Origin of the sequence: Dapis brunnea BLCC-M229, assembly GCF_050015995.1 — a bacterium.
Classification (GTDB): domain Bacteria; phylum Cyanobacteriota; class Cyanobacteriia; order Cyanobacteriales; family Microcoleaceae; genus Trichodesmium.
This window is the reverse complement of record NZ_JBNHEP010000017.1, coordinates 1-20,160: the sequence shown is the minus strand read 5'-3', so window position 1 is coordinate 20,160 and position 20,160 is coordinate 1. Positions and strand designations below refer to the sequence as shown.

Below are 20,160 nucleotides of genomic sequence, written 5' to 3'. Positions count from 1 at the left end.
ATGTCTGCACCCTATGCTTCGAGTGCTATAAAAAAAGAAATTTCAGATTTTCTTACCTGTTACTTAAAGCACTTTTGAGAATCGTGAGGTACAGTTGAATACTAATATCTCTTGCCTATTTACTCAAGGGATAAAACTTTGTACTTATACCATTTTTCAAAAAGAATGTTACGAATAATTTAGTTAACTAAAGTAGTTTAAGTCAGATGCACATTTACTAGAATAGATTTTTTCATGGCAAAAAATAATAATAAAAGTAGGGATGATTTCCTACGGAATGCTCCGCAAACGCAAATAACCCCTACTAGAAGTAATCCAAATATTTGTAGAAAAAATTTATCACGCTTGGTATTAATTAACTCTAAAACTGCTGTAAGTAGAAGGTACTGATAATTCAACAACTGATAACTCAAATGACTCATTCTATATTCCTACTTTTTCCTTTTTCCTTCTTTTAAAAAAGAAATATGTATTCAGTTTTAACTCCAGAAATGTCAGCTTTTAGTTTATGTCAAGAAGCAGAGTCTTATTTAGAAGCAGAAAAATTAGATGAGGCTTTTTTTGCTTGTGAAAAAGCTCTAGACATATTACCTTTCTATCCTTTGGCTTGCAAAAGTATGGGAAATATATTGCAGGTTATGGGAAAGTTAGATGAAGCAATAAATTGGTATGCAAAAGCAATCATACAACAACCAAATTGGGCAGAGGTTTACACAAATATTGGTAGTTTATATGCTAAACAAAAAGATTGGCAGTCAGCTATAGCTTCTTATAAAAAAGCTATTGAATTACAACCAAATTTGGCTGGTACTTATCGGAATTTATCTCGGGTTTGCCAACAGTTAGGAGATTTAAGTTTAGCCAAAAAATATTGGTATTACGCAGAAAAAATAGAATTAGAAAAAAAAGCATTAGAAAAGCTAAATCAAGGAGATATCCTATTTAGTCAAGGCAAAACAGAAGAGGCGATCGCTTATTATCGTGAGGCTATAGAATTAAATCCTACTTTATCGGAGGCTTACTCTAAATTAGGAGAAATTTTAGTAAGTCAGGGAGAGTTAAAGGAAGCTATTGATTGTTACCAAAGTTTAATTGAACTCTTACCTAAAAATTGGTTAATTCCCCATAAACTAGGAAAAATTTTCCGAGAAACAGGCAAGTTAAATGATGCAGTAGAAGCATTTGAACGTGGTATAGAAATTAATCCTAAGTTTCCTTGGTCTCAAAAAAATTTGGCAGATATTTTGTATGAACAGGGTGAATTAAATCGAGCGCTTACTTGTTATCGCAAACTGATTAAAAATCATCCTAATATTTGGGATGCTTACTGTAAAATTGGAGAAATATTGGTCAAGCAAGGGGAAATAAATCAAGCCGTTATTGTCTACTGTAGAGGTATTCAAGTCAATCCTAATTTAGCAAGATTTCACTACAAATTGGGGGAAGCACTAAGTAAACAAAAAAAATGGCAGTCAGCAATTAAAGCTTATCATCAAGCGATAGAATTAAAAGCAGATAACTATTTATTTCATTTCAGATTAGCAAATGCTTTACAAAATATAGGAAAATTAGATGAGGCTATCATTAGTTATCAAACAGCTATAGAAATTAATTCTAAATCCTGTTGGTTATACGCATCATTAGGACAAGTGTATATTCAACAAAAAAATTGGTCTGATTCTGTCAAATGTTTTAGACAAGCAATACAAATTAAACCAGACTACGATAAAGCTTACGAAAAAATAGCCTATATTTTTGAGCAGCTAGGTGACCACGAAGCCGCAGAAAAATGTAGAAATAAACAGGAGTTACTATATTAAGGAGGAAAATAAATTTGCTGACTAATATATTATCTATGCTAATAACTAATATGAAAATTGATAGTGGGAGAGGGTTTTGTATTCTTAGGCAGAGATAAATCAGAAAAAAATCGTGAATATTATTTATCTAACTACTAAAAAAATCAATGTAGCAGTATTTTAATAATAAATAATATTGATGTAATCTTTTCTCACTTCCTACTCCGCAAAAAGTTGACAAACTTATTGGTAATAAATAAACTTTATTCTTGAAAAAAATCAAATATGAGCAGAAAATAATGTCTCACATATCCTGCATTTTGAAGGGAATAAAAACTAATCAAGAGATGAGAAGGAAACCTCGCAATATCCAATTTACTAAGAGAATAAAATTCAGTATTTCAAGTCTCTTTATTGCATGAGGTACTGATAACTGATAACTGATAACTGATAACTGAAATAATATGTCTAATAATGAAAAAACAGAAAAAGTAGCTATTAATTTTCATCGAATAGCAGAAGCTAGTTTAGCCCAGGGAAAATTGGATGAAGCTTATGCAGCTTGTTTAAAAGCATTAAATAGCCAACCAGAATTTGCACCAGCTTGTAAAACTCTAGGCGATATTTTACAAGCAAAAGGTGATTTAGAAGCAGCAATAAGTTACTACAATAAAGCTATAAAAATATTACCAGATTGTGCTGAGGCTCATGCTAACCTTGGTAGTATGTATGCTAAACAGCAAAAGTGGGAACAAGCAATTTTTTATTATCAAAAAGCAATTCATATTAAACCAAACTTAGCAGGAGTTTATCGTAATTTAGCCAAAGTCTGGCAGAATCTTGGTAAAGAAGAATTAGCCACAGAATGCACTTATCAAGCACTGATTCTAGAACCAGAATCAGCCACAGCTAAAGAACACTTGAATTTAGGAAATAAATTGTTAGAATTAGGTCAGATTGAAGAAACAATTAACTGTTATTGTCATGCTATTAAGCTACAACCAAATTCATCAGAGCCATATCAAAAATTAGGAGAAATGCTTACTCAAAAGGGGGAACTAGAGTCAGCATTAGTAGTTTTAAATCAGGGAATAAAACTGACTCCTAAAAATCCTAGATGTTATTACTTACTAGGAGAGGTTTGGCAAGAAAAAAAAGAGTATGATTTAGCAGTTTCAGCTTATAGTCGTGCTATAGAGTTGAAACCAAATAATTATTTATTCCACAAAAAATTAGGAGATGTTTGGCAAAAAAAAGGTGAGCTAGAGGAAGGGATAGTTTGTTACCAAAAAGCTATAGAAATTAACCCAGATTTCTTTTGGGGTTACAACAGTTTAGGCAATATATATATTAAGCAACAAGAATGGGATCAAGCAATTTATGCTTACCGCAAAACAACTATTATTAATCCAAATTTTTCTGATGGATTTTACAACTTAGCTAATGCTCTATCACAAAACTCTCAGAAAGAAGAAGCTATTAATGCTTACTTAGAAGCAGTGAAACTGAAACCAAATCATCCCTGGCTTTACAATAATTTATTATGGAAATACCTACTTAAAAATCGACTTGAGGAGGTATTAAATATATATCAGGAGGCTATTAAGAACCAGCCAAATAGTTTCTTATGTCATCTAAATCTAGGAGAAATTTTTACAGAAATAGGAAATATTCAAGTAGCAATTAACTGCTATAAAACTGCTTGTTATAATAAAATTCGCCAATCTCATCCAATGTTTGTTGACCAAAACTGGAATTCCCAAAATACCAGAAAACCTAACTTTATTATTATTGGCGCTCAAAAGAGTGGTACGACTTCTTTAGCAAATTACATTAGTCAACATCCCCAAGTTTTACCAGCTATTAAGAAAGAAACCCATTTTTGGTATCGAGACTTTAGTAAGGGAATTAATTGGTATCTTGCACATTTTCCTCCTATTCCCAAGTCACAAAATTTTATTACTGGTGAAGCTACTCCTAACTATCTGGAATATTATGATTCTGCTAAACGAATATATAATGTATTTCCTGATGTAAAATTATTAATAATTCTTAGAAATCCTGTAGATAGAGCTGTTTCTCAATACTATCATTGGGTAAGAATAAAAAGAGAGGAACACTCTTTTGACAAAGCTATAGATTTAGAATTTAAAATGCTTTTAAAAAATCCAGATAAACCCCAGGGTGATCGGAACTATTGGCAGCAACAACTTGGAAATTATATAGGTAGAGGTGTTTATGTAGAATTTATCAAAAAATGGATGGAAATATTCCCCAGAGAACAATTTCTAATTTTGAAGGGAGAAGACCTTTATGAACAACCTACTACTACGATGAAGCAAGTTTTTGATTTCTTGGGTTTACCAGAACATCAACTACAAAAATATAGAAAGTTAAATGCTGGCTATTATCAACCAATTAACCGGTCTGTCCGTCAAAGATTGAGTGCATATTTTGAACCTCATAATCATAGGTTAGATGAATATCTTGGTATTAAGTTTAACTGGTAATCTTATTCTTGAGTAGGGTAGTAGGGAAGTGGGGGAGAAGTCAACATAAGAATAATTAACACTCTCCTGGTTAAGAATTATCAAAAATATCATTTGAAGCAAATTAAATCTGGAGTTAGGTAAAATATGTCGGATATAGAAAATCAAGAAACAGCAGCATTTAATTTCAAGCAAAAAGCTGAAATATATTTATCTCAAGGAAAGTTAGATGAAGCTTATGCAAATTGTTCTAAAGCTTTAGAAATGTTACCTAACTCTGGAGAAATTTATAAAATATTGGGTAATATCTGGCAAAGAAGGGGGCAGTTAGAATCAGCTAAAAAATCTTACAATCAGGCAATTGAATATAATCCAAATTTAGCAGAGGTTCATGCAAATCTAGGCAGCATAAGTGCCAGGCAAAAGCAATGGGAACAAGCTGTAAAATATTATGAAAAAGCTATTAGTATTAAACCTGATTTTGCAGGTTTTTATAGAAACTTGGCTAAAATTTGGGAGTGTTTAGGAAAAGATAAATTAGTAATAGAATGCACATATCAAGCACTGATTTTGGAGCCAACATTAGCTACAGCAACAGAATGGTTAAATCTAGGAGATAAATTATTAAAATTAGGCAAATTAGAAGAGGCGATCGCTTGTTACAAGCAGGCAATAAAATCAGATAAAAAATTATCAGCAGGATACAATAAACTCGGAAATACTTTAACTAACAAAGGGGAGTTAGATAGAGCAATAGCAGTTTACAAGCAAGGCATAAAAATCAGACCAGACAATTCTATCTTACATTACAACTTAGGGGAAGCACTGACACAAAAACAACAGTATCAAGAAGCTACTATTGCTTATAATCACGCTATAGAATTAAATCCGAGTAACTATATGTTCCATGAAAAATTGGAATGTTCTTTACAAAAAAAATATAACTTAAAAGAGACAGAAGAAATTAACTTTAATCAAGCTAACAAAACTATAAATTTTACGATTATCCCTGGATATGCTGGATTTACAGATCAATTGCTTCAATTTATGATGTTTTATAAATTAGGTTTATCTTTAGGATGGAAATATATTCATACCAACTTTAGCAGCAATCGTAGTTCTCAAAAAGTTTATGATTTTCTAGGATTTAATCAGTATTGGTCTGCTAATATTAAAGATGCAGGTCTTAGCAATTATAGTTTGATATATTTAAGGTTTGACGATCGTAATCTTAGTGATTTAAAAGCAATTAATTCTCTGAATGAATTACAGAAATACTGCAATAATTTACTAGATAAATATAATTTCACCAAAAATGATATTATGGCGATCTTTAGATTAGGTGGATTATCAAAAGCTAGAAGCAAAATATTATCATTAGTTAATTCAGAAATTCCTGATTATCAAGACAATCTTAACTTCAGAAAAATTTACTTTGAGCATTCTCAAGATACAGTGAATGTTAAGAAGGTTTTTGATCCTCAAAAAATTAAGTTATTAATTCATATTAGAGCTGGCGATATTGCTCATATAAAAACTCCTTGGGGTTTGATAAAATCTATAAAAAGGATGCAAGATGAGAGTAGAAAATTTGACAAAGATTTCAATCGTATAAATTGCTTTGTCAATCAAGTAAATTCACTGGATGTAGATGATTACTATCAATTTACTCAAGAGTTTATCTATTGTTTAGGTAAACAGAATATCTCAATTGGTATTTTCTCAGATGGTTATAAGAGAGCCTTTGATTTTATTCAAAAAAATGTTCAGCAAATGAAATTGACTACAGAAGAAATTCTAGAAATTTTTCAACTTAGTAATTCCTATGAATCTGAGCAATTTCGTAGATTTAATAATCTAGAAAATTGTACTTGCATAATTGGTGAAAATGATGAAAAACTTTTTGACTTAATTCGCTCTTGCATGATGGCAGATATTTTCATAATTGGTTGTGAACAAAGAATGATACCAAAATTTCTAGCTAATTATTACGATCTAGAGCGTCAAGCTCTTATATTTCTTCTCTACAGAAATCGCGACTTATCTTCAATAATGAAAACCCACTTTCAGGATTTACGACTTGATTCTCGGAAGGTGACAATGATACCAGTTAATTTAGATAATTATCAGATTAATGATTTAGTATCTATAGTCAAAAATAAGATAAATTTTATTGAAAGTAGTTCATTAATGGGTAATAGATAATGGATAATTACCTCTAGTTAAAACCGTAAGAGAATTGAATATAAGGAAATATTATTTTTTTCTACTTAAAAATAGAGGATTTAAACCTTTTACTTCTAACTAGCGTATAGTGCTATAATCACACTTACTATTCGTAACATTATTTTTTAAAATTCTAATTTTCACACTAATTTTTATGGATTTGATAAGGAGTAAAAATAATTGAATGGAAAATCCAGAAGTAGTAGCATTAAAATTAAATCAAGAAGCAGAATCTTATCTAACTCAAGGAGATTTTGATAAAGCTTATGCCACTTCTTTACAAGCTTTAGAATTAGTTCCAGACTTTGCACCAGTTAGCAATACTATAGGGCAAATCATGGAAAAAATAGATGCCTTAGATTCAGCTATTACTTGGTACAAAAAAGCTATCGAAAAGCAACCAAATTTAGCTGAAGCTCATGCTAATTTAGGGAGTATTTATGTCAAACAACAGCAGTGGGATAAAGCTGTTACCTTCTACCAAATAGCCACCAAACTAGAACCAAATTTTGCCAGTGGTTACCGTGCTTTAGCAGAAATATACCATCAAATAGACAAGCCAGAATTAGCAGCTTCTTGCTCGTATAAAGCATTTACTTTAAAACCAGAATGGGCAACAGATTTAGAATATTTGAAGTTAGCAAAAACTCTATTAACATATAACCGAAAAGAAGAAGCGATCGCCTGTTACGAACGATCGCTTAAATTAAACCCAAACCTCGCTCAAGCACATCATAATTTAGGAGAAATTTATAGTCGAGAGGAAAAATGGCAAGCAGCTATATCAAGTTATCAAAAAGCCATTAAACTTAATCCAAAATTTTCCTGGTCTCATCACAGCTTAGGTAAAGCTTTTGCCAATACTCAGCAGTGGAAAAAAGCAATTTCTTCTTATCAAGAAGCACTTCAACTAAATCCTCAAGCTGCTGTTACTTATCATTGTCTGGGAGATGCTTTAGTCAAACAAAAAGAATTAGGTACAGCTATTAATGCTTATCAAAAAGCTATAGAATTACAATCAGAAACTTGGGTAGTTCATCATAAATTAGCTAATCTTTTCCAAGAAAAAGGAGAGTTATATTCAGCCATCCTTGCCTACCATGAAGCTATTAAACTTAATCCTAATTTTCTCTGGTCTTACTACAGTTTAGGAGAAACATTAATCAAACTTCAAAGATGGAATGAAGCAGTAGTAGCTTATCTGTATGCCTTTAAAATTAATCAAGAATTACCAAGTATCCATGAACAACTCGGATATGCTCTAGAAAAACAATCTCAATCAAATCTCAAAGAAACTATTAACTATTATTCTCAGATTATTCAAAATCCTCAACAACAGAAATCTACCCCCATCAAAGAATTATCAATTCAGCCAGAAGCTCCAGAATTTTACTTAAAACTCGGAAATTTACTAGGGGAAAAAAATCTATTTAATCCAGCAATAATCATTTATAATATAGGTTTGCAGGTACAGCAAAATCATCCAGAAATCATCAGGCAACTTGCCCAACTAGAAAACAAAAAAAATCAATTAGACCAGGAACTAACTGATTGCCAAAATACTATTAACAAAAACCCCAAAAAATTCATAGCTCACTATAACCTAGGGAATATATTACTTAAACTTCAGAAATTAGATCGAGCTGCCGAAGCTTATCTAAAAGCAATTCAAATCAAACCTGAATATCCCTGGTTTTTCTTCTATTCTAATTTATTAAACTTTCTGATTAAACAAGGAAAACTACAACAAGTATTGGAATTTTTTCAAAAAATTACTCAAGAAAACCCAGAAAGCATTTGGTCTTATGTTAACCTCGGAGAAATTCTCACAGCAACAGGAAACTTAGATGCAGCAATCAAAAATTATCAAACTGCCTCCTACAAGAAAACTCGCCAATCTCATCCTACTTTTGTTGAACAAAATTGGGATTTAAAAAATATTAACGGTCCTAACTTTATTATTATCGGCGCTCAAAAAAGTGGTACAACTTCCCTAGAAAATTATATTGCTCAACATCCCCAGGTAATACCAGCAATTAAAAAAGAAACACATTTTTGGTATCGAGACTTCAACAAAGGAATTAATTGGTATCTCGCACACTTTCCTCCTATTCCTAAATCAGAAAATTTTATCACTGGAGAAGCAACTCCTAACTATCTCGAAAATTATCAGACTGCCGAGCGAATATATAATGTATTTCCAGAAGTAAAACTATTAGTAATTTTGAGAAACCCCGTAGATAGAACCTTCTCTCAATACAATCATTGGATTAGGTTAAATTGGGAAGATCGCTCCTTTGAAACAGCAATAAATTCAGAGTTAGAAATACTCAACAAAAATCCCGAAAAACCCCAAGGAGATAAAAATTATTGGCAACAACCAGGCAACTATATAGGGCGTGGTATTTATGTAGAATTTATCAATAAATGGTTAGCAGTATTTCCCAGAGAACAAATACTAATTTTAAAAGGAGAATACCTTTATCAAAAACCTGTAGAAACCATGAAACAAGTATTTGAATTTTTAGGATTACCAGAACATCAACTGCCTGAATATAGAAAGTTAAATCCAGGACATTATTCACCAATAAGTGATGAGATGCGCCAGAAATTGAGTGAATATTTTCAACCTCATAATCAAAGATTAGAAGAATATTTAGGAATAGAGTTTAACTGGAAATAATACTGAACTTGCTTCAGTTTTTTGGGAATAGTTATACCCAATTCAAAATTCAAAAAAGGAAGTTACATCTTAAGCATGTGATTTATTCCTACAATAAAAAATTATAAATTCCATAAATTGTCAAAATAAAACATTTTTTCCTCTTTTTTTATCTTTTTTTTCTTTCCCTGTTCCCCGTTCCCTATTCCCTATTCCCTGTGTCATGACTGTAGCAATATTTTATGAAATTAATATTACAATAAAAGATAGGTACAATCAAACAATCTCGTTATTTTTACTTAAAGGAGTAGTCGATGACAAGAAAAATTTTAAAAGGGAAAGATGAAAAGATGCTGACTAAAGGTCTAAAAAAAGATATCAAGTGGACTCCTAAAAAATTAACTCTTGCAGGAATTGGTGTTTTGATTCCCTATACAGCAATATTAGTCTATGTAATTTCCTCTGGAGTTCCTTTAGGTTTAATAATTTTAATGATAGCAGTTCCTTTAATATTTTTCGGAGGTTTTTCTCTGCTATACTTTTTAACAAAAAACCTGTGAAACTGTGGCAAAAAATATAGGGTTTCTTAGACTAATGAGGTAAATATATCTTTATTTCTATTCTATAGAAGCCCTGAAGGTATCTCCAGAAAAGAGGGAATAGGGAGAATTCATTAATGGATAATGGATAATTGATAATTGATAATTACCTCTGGTTAAAACCGCTCGGGAATTGAATATAAGGAATATTGTCTTTGTTTTCTCCTATCCAAGGGGAGGCTTTAAACCAGAATTATTTAATTATTAATAATTAATAATTGATTGAATTTGGGATTTTGGGAGAGGTCTAATACCAATTCCCATGCATTAATGCTATACTCCCCATGGGACTTCAGTTATTAAGTAATAAGTAACCTTCAGTCATTTTTTTAACGATTATTGGCATTAACCCAAGCTCTGTACAGACCTTGCATGCAACGTCCCTACCATTAGGAGATGTAGCAACACTTTTGAGATTTGGTATAATACACCCCATTTCCCCACACACCCCACACACCCCACACTCCCCACACTCCCCACCCCCCCATCTCCCTATATTTAAGTAGACAAATAGATACGCTTAGGGGTTCTATACCCTATACCCTGTTCCCTGTTCCCTGTTCCCTAAAACAAACGAATTTTGTACCTTACCAGTATAGGAATTGCTATAGGTACTTTGCTAATTGCTAATAGCTGATAGTTAATTGTAAAAATGCAATCAACAACAGTCTCTTAGCAATTATATCATGTCCGGATAATTAGTGATGAAAAAAACTTCCTGATTCTTCCTTCTTTCTTCCCTCCTGACTCCTGACTCCTGACTCCTGACTCCTCCGTCGTTTATTTATAAGTATTCAACCGGACATGATATTACTACATTTCACGAAACTCCACTATTACTAATCACCCAACCCATCAACTGTTGCCATTCATCAGTTTTCGCTAATTTATCAGCATCCAAATCATCCCCCATATTTTCAGAAAATCCTGTGAAACTCTCAATCCAATTAATAACTGTTCCCACAGGTAAAAAAGGAGTATATTGCCAAGACTTTTGTAAATACTCCACCATCTCAGAATAAAAACCTGTATAGTACAAATACCATGAACTCCAGACCAAAGTATTGTAGCGCACCTGTTTTTCTAACAACTGAATCCCTAAAGGAATAGACTCCGAGGCAAAAAACTTATCCAAAACTCCATTAATAGATCGCGCCTGAGACACTCCATCCCGCATAGTATTCCGGTCATGCTGACGATAACAAACAGTAGACTGTTGCAACCACTCAGCCTCACAACCACGCACAGCCAAACGCAATACCAAGTCTACATCCTCCGCTTGACCTAATCCTACCTCAAAACTCCCCACCTGTTTTAACCAATCTCGCCGAAACATCAAAGTACCCATTGTGCCAATTGGTTTCCACCGCAACCATCCCTCCAAATTCAACTTAGGCACATAATTCCAAGGTGTCTCATCCTTAATAGTTTCACCCTGCTGATTCACTCTGCGCCATCCACTGTGAACAATTCCTAAATTTGGTTGCGCGTCAAATACTCCTACTTGAGCAGTCAGTTTATCTGGTAAGAAAAAATCATCCGCATCCAAAAAAGCAATTAGTTCTCCCCGCGCTAAATCAATGCCATAATTCCGGGCAGCTGAAACCCCTTGATTTTCTTGATATACATAACGAATCTTCTCAATATAAGGTTGCAAAACCAAGCGGGTATTGTCTGTGGAGCCATCATCAATCACAATAATTTCATAAGATTGATAAGTTTGGGCTAAAACGCTTTCTATAGCTTGACTAATATAGCGATCGCAATTGTATACAGGTATAATTACACTTACCCGTGGAGTTTTAGCAGTAGTTGACATCAAAATTATTCCTGTTTTTAGTAGTCTATCCTTTACTTATATTCTACTTAGTAACTTCCTATTCAGAATAATAGTCTATAGAAGTCCTAAGCGTATCTCCAGAAAAGAGGGAGTAGGGAGCAGGGAGCAGGGAGTAGGGAAAAAGAATAGATGATTTATGTGGGAGCAGGGAGCATGATTGTTTATTATTAGAGATGTCTAATAGGAGAAAAAGGTTGAAAAATACTCTCATACACCTCGAATACCTCCAATACCACATCTCCCCACACCCCCTACACTCCCTACACTCCCGATCATAGATCCGCTTAGGGGTTCTATAGATATATACCGCTACCCGGAAGGCGCTCATACAAAAGTCGATCGCAAAAGGTTTTCAACTTTTACCAATTTCCTAACGTATTTGCCTAGTGCTATACCTATTTTTTTCCTGCGACCGCCAAATTAATTGTAGCGAAATAAGAAAGGCTAATCTCAAATCCGGTTATACAGTTATGGCGTTGCTGAAGCAAGGGATGAAGCTTTGCACAAAAGGTAAATCCCATCTTTTACTTCCTATTTCTCTAAAACTATAATTCATGTAGCAAATATGCAATCCCCAGTTATCGCACTCGCGACTTCCACTCAATACAGACCTTCCTATGTATAAATTTAGACTTGCTTAATGTTGAGGAGCAAAATAATAAAGAGTCCCTAATTGCTTTCCAGTGTAACTAAAAAATATTATCAGTTACACTGAGGGACTCAAAGTTTCTATAATACGTTGTCCTACCAGAGAGAAGAACACCATAAGCAATGTAATTATGATTATGACTCTAATGACAAAACTTGTCAATACTTTTTAGGTATTTAATTTAAAAATATTTGTATTAAGAATACCTAATGTCAACAAAAATTTTGTGTTAACTAAATTTAGGGATTTCTTAAGATTTACCTCTATACTCAGTAGCAAAAATTAATGAAAAAAAATATCAAAAGACTCTTGACAAAACTAGAAATTTATTGAATATTAGTTGCAATAAGTATGTAATATACTTTTGGGCCTTCCAACCTAAAATTGTGACAGTTGTCATTAATATTCAATCTTTTGCTCCAAAATCAAAAAACTATTGATTTGTGGACTAGCAATGGACATCTAAATTTGAAGACAAAAAAATGACCACTAGAAATTAGTGGCCAAAGATATGTATTTTGATTAAAGCTATGATACCACAATTAGCAACCAAAGAAAAATCTTCCACTCTTTTCAACAATACAGAATAGGACTGAGTATCAGGTCGATACTATGATCGGCGATCGCATTATCAATAGAATCAGCTCACGACTCAAAATTACAGAAAATTAGAATATATGTTGAGGCAGTTTTATCCCTAAAACTGCCATAAATGTTGACTTTTTTATAGAAAATATTGCTAATAGTGGCAATATTTTTTAGTTAAATAGTCATCTAATTTTCTGTGATTAAAAATAGACAATTTTGGCAAATTTATTACTCTTAGAGACCTGATTTTTGAAGATTTAATCTCCATAAATTAGCCACAAATAATAGCGTTCAAGCCATTTTGACTGTAATTGCTGAGACATTAGCAATTGTAAATTGTATTGACTATTATCGGATTAATAATCTCTTAATTATTTTTTCAAAAAAAAAGTAATTAATCATACGGTTTTTCTGATATACTTATTTAAGTATATTCAATATAGACAGTTATTAATTATTGTATAAAAATTAGTATTTACTGTCTTGAAAAACTATTGACCATAATTCAAAGAGGCAAAACTTCATGCAAACTTATGGTACTCCAGAAGTTAAATACGATTGGTGGGCTGGAAATGCCCGCTTCGCTAAACTATCTGGTTTATTCATATCTGCTCATGCAGGTCAAGCAGCTCTAATTACTTTTTGGGCAGGGGCATTTACTCTGTTTGAAATATCTCAATATTCCCCTGATTTACCTATGGGAGAACAGGGTTTAATCTTACTCCCTCACCTAGCAACTTTAGGTTTAGGTATTGGAGAAGGTGGAGTAGTACTAAATACTTATCCCTATTTTGTGATTGGTGTTGTACATCTAATTTCATCAGCAGTATTAGGTGCAGGAGCGCTTTTTCACACCTTTAAGGCTCCAGAAAATTTAAACGATGCAACAGGTGGAGCAAAGAACTTTCACTTTGAATGGGATGACCCTAAAAAGCTCGGTATTATCTTAGGTCATCACCTACTTTTCTTAGGATTTGGTGCTTTATTATTAGTAGCCAAAGCTATGTATTTTGGTGGGCTTTATGATGCGACAACTCAAACAGTTCGTTTAGTAACAAATCCCACTCTCGATCCATTAGTAATATATGGATATCAAACTCATTTTGCCACTGTTAATAGTTTAGAAGACTTAGTTGGAGGTCACATTTATGTGGGATTTCTTCTAGTTTTAGGTGGCCTTTGGCACATTGTTAAGGAACCCCTTCCTTGGGCAAAACGAGTTCTTATATTCTCTGGTGAAGCAATTCTCTCTTACTCTCTAGGTGGAATTGCTCTAGCAGGATTTGTGGCGGCTTATTTCTGTGCCGTTAATACTTTAGCTTATCCTGTAGAGTTTTACGGCCCAGTTTTGGATATTAAGTTGGGTATTACTCCTTATTTTGCGGACAGTGTAGAGTTGCCTTTAGGTGTTCATACTGCTCGTTGTTGGTTGGCAAATGCTCATTTCTTCTTAGCATTCTTTTTCTTACAAGGTCATCTATGGCACGCTCTGCGAGCTATGGGTTTTGACTTTAAGCGTGTTGAAAATGCTTTAAATAGTGTAGGAGAATAATCTTAATCTGGTAAGTTTTTGAGAGTTGGAATTTTTCTGATTTCTGAGATTCTAACTCTCAAACTATATCTCTAGAAGGCTTATAGTAGGGAGGTTGTAGCCAATCTCCTTGCAAGTGCTTCGGGAAACGAAAAATTGCTGTAATAGAAAATTTTGCTTTAGGGCTTGACAACCTAACTCTAGTTATGAGTAAATATAAATAGTAAATAGAAATATTTCTCATTTATCTAGAGCAGAATACAATAAGGTGGGTTAAATGACAGCACAACCTAAAGGATGAGACATCTCTAGAAACTAAGTCTTAGCCTAAGAATCATAAGGGTTTGAGATTAATTTCTGTAGTGCGAGCATCCTGCCCGTTATCACCTGAGTGAGATAAATTTGCTATATATCCCTATTTAGTTTTTGTTCCTTCACCTAAACCAGGGAACAACCCAGAGGGCTATTCCACAATAGTAATTAATTAACGGGAGATAAAATTATATTGAGTTTTGTTTTCCTGGCTTATTGAAAATCTTTCTCAAATTTTTCCTAGGATATCAATAAATAGATTTTGAGCGCAGCAGTTAGGTATCACTTCAGACAAAAATCAACATTTAAGAATAACTATTTTTTACCAGACACCCTTTAACTTGATTATAGCTACTATGTAATCAAACAATAAACAATTTAAAATTTTCAAATAATACCTGAAAAATTATGAATATCTGACAAATTTCAGAAATAGATTGAAATATCATACTAACAATTTTTTCTTTAATAAATCACCCATAGGAAATATAAAAAAATGGCAGGTTCAAAAAAACTAGCTTCATGGAAAAGAAAACGCTCTAAAAATAACTGCGATCGCAGATATGTTTTCCAATATTTAGAATCAGAAAATAGTTGTAAAAATAAAACAATAACTACAAACAAAAACATGAATAAACTACAAAGTGATTGGTCTGGTTATTGTGATGAATTAGACCCGTACTAAGTTCTAATTCAATAGTTGTAAAATTTCTCAAACCAATATCTAAGTATAAAACAGAAAAACTACTACTACGGAGGTAAAAATGTCAAAAATCGGTCTTTTTGTCGGTAGTACAACAGGTAAAACAGAAGAGGCAGCAGAAATTATTCAGAAAGAATTTGGTGGTGACGGAGTAGTTACTATCCATAATATGGCTGATGCACAAACTGATGATTTTGATGGTTATCAAAATTTAATTGTTGCCAGTCCTACCTGGAATATTGGTGAACTACAAAGTGACTGGGAAGGTTTCTTTGATGAACTAGATAATATCGATTTCAAGGGCAAAAAAGTAGCCTATTTTGGTACAGGAGACCAAATAGGATATGCTGATAATTTTCAAGATGCCATAGGTATGTTGGAGGAAAAAATCTCTAGTTTAGGAGGTACTACTGTTGGACATTGGTCTACAGATGGTTATGATTTTACTGAATCTAAAGCAGTCAAAAATGGCAAATTTGTAGGTTTAGCTTTAGATGAAGATAATCAAGCCGAATTAACAGAAGAACGGATCAAAAAATGGGTAGCGCAACTAAAAACAGATTTTGGTATTTAGTCTGATTTAAGCAGCAAAGTTGTCAGATTTGACTAAAGTTGATTAAGTCAGAGAAATTCCTTTAACTTTCAAAACTTCTAAGAGAAGGAAGCTTTATGAAAAAACGGAAAGAATATTTGAGCAATATCTAGTTGAGACTAAAAACAATCTACTAGAAAACCTCAAGATATACTTCTAATTTCAGATACTTCCTTCTCCAAAAATTATCATCTACTCAAAGGTACTATTTATTAGTATCTTAATAACTTAGGAGAATGAAGAGCAATGTCTAAAATTCCAGATGTATTATGGTTAAATACTAGCCCTAGTCTACAAGTTTTTAATCAGCGATTAATTCGTTACTTATCTAGAAAAGTTTTAATTGCAGAATGGGATTATTTGCAAACTCCCGACGATCCTTGTGTTCTAGATATAGCTGTAACTTTACTTCATGATTATCTCAAACCTTTAAATAAACCTATTCATCTTATTGGTCATAGTACAAGTGGATTAGTAGGATTAATATATGCTCGTAAATATCCAGAAAGAGTGAAATCTTTAACCTTATTATCTGTAGGAGTTCATCCCACAGTTGATTGGCAAGCACATTATTATGTACATCGTCATCTTTTACCTTGTAGTCGTGAAATAATTTTGGCTAATATGGTAAAAAGTTTATTTGGCGAACAAGATAGAAAAATTACTCAAAATTTAGTTAGAATATTGGAGAGAGATTTAGATTTATCTCCATCTCCTCATTCATTATTAAAACGCCAAAGTATGATTCCGAGAGAAGTTCCTGTACCTTTAATGGTATGTGGTAGTAATGATGATGCAATTATCGATCCTAATTTAATTCAAGGATGGCAACCATTTTTAAAACCAGAAGATCGGATTTGGGAATGTCCTGAAGGTCGTTATTTTTTCCATCATTTTTCACCTCTAAATGTAGCAAGACCACTTCTAGAATTTTGGCAGGAAAATAGCTTGGTTTTATCAGATGTTACTCCACAAGTAATAGCAAGTTAAATGTTCTATTATTGATATTTGCACAGTAGTTAATTAGAATATCATCATTTATAATTATGGCTTGCTGATTAAATACAAAAGTATTTGCAGATGAAAGCTAAAACCTTTTTAGTGCTAAAAAAGTTCCATCTTTGATAGCACTACGCAAATAGAGCGCGGACATTTATCAATGCTCAAACTTACTCATAGATAACTTTTGACTTTTGACTTATCCGTAGTGCTATAGGAGGGAATTGGTCAAAATCTGAGGATTTTAAGCAAACAATAGAGAAAAAAATCTCAGACAATTATTCCTCCTACCTCCTCTGTAATTCCTATTTCTCCTGTACGTCGCTAATCCGACGACTACCCACTGCTCCCCTCACACTTCAGACTTTTTCAGCAAACCCTAATTAGTTACTAATTTTAAGAAGAAAATAGTGTATTATTTGACATTATTTTTAACTTCTAAACGCTATAACTAATATAGTTAGCGATCGCTTCAGTTTTGGGTTAGTTATATTACTACCTCTAACTAGGAATTTTGCACTAAGCATTCATTCAGTATATAGTTGAAACTATGATTAATTCCCTCCCTGAAGAAATACTTCAAAGCATAGCTCGTACCATTTTTATGATTGGTATGATATCACTAATTACTATAGGTTTGCGTAATTTTTATTTAACGTTTCAGTCAGGAATAAATTATGTTAAACGACTGCATCAAATTCCCTGTAGTCGCTGTACATTTTTTACAGGAGACTATCGTTTAAAATGTACCGTACATCCTTATAGCGCACTCACTGAAACAGCAATAAATTGTAGTGACTATGAAGCAAATAATAATCTTGTAAAACCAGCTTTACAAGTCTGTGAAGCAAATTCAAAATACTCCCATTCCCAACCAAAAAACCCAGCAACTAGCAATTAACTTACTCAAAAAAATTAGCTGAGAAGTAACTGTTGCATAGTCAACAATATGTAAGCATTCCGCAGGAAATGCTTACAAAAATACAGATTCTGCAACATAAATAGGAGAATAAAAGTGAGCTTAAATTCAGTAATTACTGCATCCCCTAAATTAAAGCGCCATCAATTTAAACGCCGTCAACTAATACCATTAACAGATGTACTATTGTGGCGAATAGACTCTGGAATAGTTCGTACTCTGACCAATAACGAAGAAGAAAATATCATTACTCTAGGATTTTGGGGTCAAGGAGATATTGTTGGTCAACCTCTATTTCCTTTTTATCCTTATCAAGTTGAATGTTTAACTATTGTGGAGGCAAGTATTTTACCAAGGGGTTATTTTTATGCTCAAGAAGTAATGCTTTCCCACACTCAAAGAACTCAAGAACTATTAAGAATTATTCATTCTAGAAAAATCAAATTGCGACTGCTGAGATTATTAAAATGGTTAGCAGACCGATTTGGAAATCAACTGCCAGAAGGGCAAATACTTGATATTCGCTTAACTCATCAAGAACTAGCTGACATTATTAGTACCAGTCGCGTAACAGTAACGCGACTACTAAATCAGTTTGAACAGGAAAATAAAATTGGGTGGTCACAGAGTAACTGTTTAATTCTTTTTAATCACTAAAAAGACAACTTGTTACCTCCTGCAATACTTTTAATCCTTTGCTCGAACCTCGAATAAGTTGCAAAGCAGCAAGTGGTTGTCGAAACATAGCGATCGCTAATGGTAAAGGTAGTAAATTTCCAGATGATGTTATAGCAGAAGTAATATTAGGAAGATCATGGTGACAGTCATCGCTAATTACCCTCACCATCGCCACCGAAACAGATAACTTAGCGAAGAAATTGAGAATAGCAAAACCTTCCATATCTACTACTTCTGCACCAGTATTTTTTCCCAGTAGTTGTTTTTCCTCCGCCTTGTAAATTAAGCGATCACTAGTTAAGCCTCTTACCAGAGATGCTTTTTCTTGTAAATGCGTTTGCAACTTGCTAGTTAAAACCTCATTGCACTTTTGCCGAAGCAATTGAGAGTCATCAAATAAAACACACTCATTATAGATAACCACATCTCCAGGTTGATATTGACTAGAGAGACTACCGCATAATCCCATTACCAATACTGTTGATGGTTGCTGAGAAGAAAAATCATGTTTTTCTTGCCATTGATGTAAATAGCGACTAACAGATGTAACGCCTATTGGTAGAGGTAACAATTTTGGAGGTACAGATAAACTACAGCTAAGACCACGTTTTACAGACTTGAATTCCTGTCCTTGAACAACTAAAATTGTATCAATCATTTCTATTCTATTACAGGTGAAAGTTTAAAATAACTCTAAGCTTTTAGATATCTTAGTTGCATATTTGAATAATTTGATATCCGATAATACAGAATGGTAAGCCCAAGAGTTATCAACTACACGTCTAATAAACATAAATTCCCAAACAAAGCCAGCACTCTTACTCTTTAAAGTCTCCATATCTAGCGGTCGTTCATTTTCCACAATAGAACAGATGGTGCCTTGGGGTTCGATCGCTCTAGTCATAGCTTGCCAATGACCATCAGTATCGTTCAAGCAAAGAATATAATTGACATTTTGATAACCAACTTTCTCAATCTCTTCTGCTAGATTATTTCGATGATTAACCACTTCATCAGCACCTAGTTTTTGACACCAAGCAATAGTTTCAGGACGAGAAGCTGTAGCAATAACCTTAAGTTTGGCTAGTTTCGCTAGCTGAATAGCAATAGAACCAACTCCCCCTGCACCATTGATAATTAAAATTGATTTACCTGCATCTGCTCCTTTTTTATCAATATTCAATCTTTCAAATAGAGCTTCCCAAGCAGTGATACCAGTAAGAGGAAAAGCTGCTGCATGAGCAAAATCTAAATTCTGGGGTTTGCGACCAACAATTCTGGCATCTACTAGATGAAATTCGCTGTTGCTACCAGGACGAGTAATATCTCCTGCATAATAAACCTCGTCTCCAGGTTGAAATTCTGTTACTTGTGCTCCAACTTCTACCACTATACCTGCTGCATCCCAACCAAGAATACGGGGTTGGGATTCAACCTTATCTTGAGGAGAGCGGACTTTAGTATCTACTGGATTAACAGAAACAGCTTTAACCTGTACCAGTAAATCTTTGCCTTTGGCTGCAGGGAAAACGCATCTAATTTTTTTGACAAATGACCAAAAATAAAATTTCAAA

The 20,160-nt window shown here is 33.3% G+C and carries 14 protein-coding genes; 11 read left to right on the top strand and 3 right to left on the bottom strand.

The window, feature by feature from the left end:
* The first annotated feature begins 467 nt into the window (after nucleotides 1-467).
* The 5 genes from ACP6PM_RS01720 to ACP6PM_RS01700 all read left to right on the top strand — a co-directional run bounded on the left by ACP6PM_RS01720 (nucleotide 468) and on the right by ACP6PM_RS01700 (nucleotide 9,736).
* On the top strand, nucleotides 468-1,820 hold the full coding sequence (locus ACP6PM_RS01720) for a tetratricopeptide repeat protein (protein WP_426581267.1): 1,353 nt from the start codon (nucleotides 468-470) through the stop codon (nucleotides 1,818-1,820).
* A 443-nt stretch (nucleotides 1,821-2,263) separates the two neighbouring features.
* Nucleotides 2,264-4,309 carry a tetratricopeptide repeat protein gene (locus ACP6PM_RS01715; RefSeq protein WP_426581265.1) on the top strand — a complete coding sequence of 682 codons (2,046 nt, stop codon included), beginning with the start codon at nucleotides 2,264-2,266 and terminating at the stop codon, nucleotides 4,307-4,309.
* A 126-nt stretch (nucleotides 4,310-4,435) separates the two neighbouring features.
* Nucleotides 4,436-6,493 carry a tetratricopeptide repeat protein gene (locus ACP6PM_RS01710; protein WP_426581263.1) on the top strand — a complete coding sequence of 686 codons (2,058 nt, stop codon included), beginning with the start codon at nucleotides 4,436-4,438 and terminating at the stop codon, nucleotides 6,491-6,493.
* Nucleotides 6,494-6,698: 205 nt separating this feature from the next.
* On the top strand, nucleotides 6,699-9,197 hold the full coding sequence (locus tag ACP6PM_RS01705) for a tetratricopeptide repeat protein (protein ID WP_426581261.1): 2,499 nt from the start codon (nucleotides 6,699-6,701) through the stop codon (nucleotides 9,195-9,197).
* Nucleotides 9,198-9,490: 293 nt separating this feature from the next.
* Entirely contained in the window at nucleotides 9,491-9,736 is a 246-nt protein-coding gene (locus ACP6PM_RS01700; RefSeq protein ID WP_293102514.1) for a hypothetical protein, read from the top strand.
* Between the two features lie 859 nt (nucleotides 9,737-10,595).
* On the opposite strand, the gene ACP6PM_RS01695 is transcribed toward ACP6PM_RS01700, so the two are convergent.
* Nucleotides 10,596-11,594 carry a glycosyltransferase family 2 protein gene (locus tag ACP6PM_RS01695; RefSeq protein WP_426581259.1) on the bottom strand — a complete coding sequence of 333 codons (999 nt, stop codon included), beginning with the start codon at nucleotides 11,592-11,594 and terminating at the stop codon, nucleotides 10,596-10,598.
* Between the two features lie 1,781 nt (nucleotides 11,595-13,375).
* On the opposite strand from ACP6PM_RS01695, the gene ACP6PM_RS01690 reads away from it, so the two are divergent.
* The 6 genes from ACP6PM_RS01690 (at nucleotide 13,376) to ACP6PM_RS01665 (ending at nucleotide 18,565) form a co-directional block, all read left to right on the top strand.
* Nucleotides 13,376-14,404, top strand: coding sequence for a chlorophyll a/b binding light-harvesting protein (locus ACP6PM_RS01690; RefSeq protein WP_426581257.1), 1,029 nt, complete (start codon nucleotides 13,376-13,378; stop codon nucleotides 14,402-14,404).
* Between the two features lie 787 nt (nucleotides 14,405-15,191).
* Nucleotides 15,192-15,380, top strand: coding sequence for a hypothetical protein (locus ACP6PM_RS01685; protein WP_426581255.1), 189 nt, complete (start codon nucleotides 15,192-15,194; stop codon nucleotides 15,378-15,380).
* Between the two features lie 79 nt (nucleotides 15,381-15,459).
* Nucleotides 15,460-15,972 carry a flavodoxin FldA gene (gene fldA, locus ACP6PM_RS01680; protein WP_426581253.1) on the top strand — a complete coding sequence of 171 codons (513 nt, stop codon included), beginning with the start codon at nucleotides 15,460-15,462 and terminating at the stop codon, nucleotides 15,970-15,972.
* Nucleotides 15,973-16,236: 264 nt separating this feature from the next.
* Nucleotides 16,237-16,980: an alpha/beta hydrolase gene (locus ACP6PM_RS01675; protein ID WP_426581251.1), complete on the top strand. Its 744-nt coding sequence runs from the start codon at nucleotides 16,237-16,239 to the stop codon at nucleotides 16,978-16,980.
* A 559-nt stretch (nucleotides 16,981-17,539) separates the two neighbouring features.
* Entirely contained in the window at nucleotides 17,540-17,890 is a 351-nt protein-coding gene (locus ACP6PM_RS01670; protein WP_426581249.1) for a hypothetical protein, read from the top strand.
* Nucleotides 17,891-18,004: 114 nt separating this feature from the next.
* Nucleotides 18,005-18,565 (top strand): Crp/Fnr family transcriptional regulator, encoded by a 561-nt coding sequence (locus tag ACP6PM_RS01665; protein ID WP_426581247.1) that lies wholly within the window; start codon nucleotides 18,005-18,007, stop codon nucleotides 18,563-18,565.
* Here the strand turns inward: ACP6PM_RS01665 and ACP6PM_RS01660 are convergent.
* Both ACP6PM_RS01660 and ACP6PM_RS01655 read right to left on the bottom strand, forming a co-directional pair.
* The gene (locus ACP6PM_RS01660; RefSeq protein ID WP_426581245.1) at nucleotides 18,555-19,244 is read right to left on the bottom strand and encodes a phosphorylase family protein; all 690 of its coding nucleotides are present in this window, start codon (nucleotides 19,242-19,244) and stop codon (nucleotides 18,555-18,557) included. The genes ACP6PM_RS01665 and ACP6PM_RS01660 overlap by 11 nt on opposite strands.
* Nucleotides 19,245-19,268: 24 nt before the next feature.
* A partial coding sequence (locus ACP6PM_RS01655; RefSeq protein WP_426581243.1) for a zinc-binding alcohol dehydrogenase family protein occupies nucleotides 19,269-20,160 on the bottom strand: 892 nt, incomplete at its 5' end.

What these genes read in the sequence shown, in the direction of transcription:
- fldA (WP_426581253.1), top strand. Translation starts at nt 15,460, where the DNA reads ATGTCAAAAATCGGTCTTTTTGTCGGTAGTACAACAGGTAAAACAGAA.
- ACP6PM_RS01705 (WP_426581261.1), top strand. Translation starts at nt 6,699, where the DNA reads ATGGAAAATCCAGAAGTAGTAGCATTAAAATTAAATCAAGAAGCAGAA.
- ACP6PM_RS01675 (WP_426581251.1), top strand. Translation starts at nt 16,237, where the DNA reads ATGTCTAAAATTCCAGATGTATTATGGTTAAATACTAGCCCTAGTCTA.
- ACP6PM_RS01690 (WP_426581257.1), top strand. Translation starts at nt 13,376, where the DNA reads ATGCAAACTTATGGTACTCCAGAAGTTAAATACGATTGGTGGGCTGGA.
- ACP6PM_RS01660 (WP_426581245.1), bottom strand. Translation starts at nt 19,244, where the DNA reads ATGATTGATACAATTTTAGTTGTTCAAGGACAGGAATTCAAGTCTGTA.
- ACP6PM_RS01710 (WP_426581263.1), top strand. Translation starts at nt 4,436, where the DNA reads ATGTCGGATATAGAAAATCAAGAAACAGCAGCATTTAATTTCAAGCAA.
- ACP6PM_RS01695 (WP_426581259.1), bottom strand. Translation starts at nt 11,594, where the DNA reads ATGTCAACTACTGCTAAAACTCCACGGGTAAGTGTAATTATACCTGTA.
- ACP6PM_RS01685 (WP_426581255.1), top strand. Translation starts at nt 15,192, where the DNA reads ATGGCAGGTTCAAAAAAACTAGCTTCATGGAAAAGAAAACGCTCTAAA.
- ACP6PM_RS01720 (WP_426581267.1), top strand. Translation starts at nt 468, where the DNA reads ATGTATTCAGTTTTAACTCCAGAAATGTCAGCTTTTAGTTTATGTCAA.
- ACP6PM_RS01700 (WP_293102514.1), top strand. Translation starts at nt 9,491, where the DNA reads ATGACAAGAAAAATTTTAAAAGGGAAAGATGAAAAGATGCTGACTAAA.
- ACP6PM_RS01670 (WP_426581249.1), top strand. Translation starts at nt 17,540, where the DNA reads ATGATTAATTCCCTCCCTGAAGAAATACTTCAAAGCATAGCTCGTACC.
- ACP6PM_RS01715 (WP_426581265.1), top strand. Translation starts at nt 2,264, where the DNA reads ATGTCTAATAATGAAAAAACAGAAAAAGTAGCTATTAATTTTCATCGA.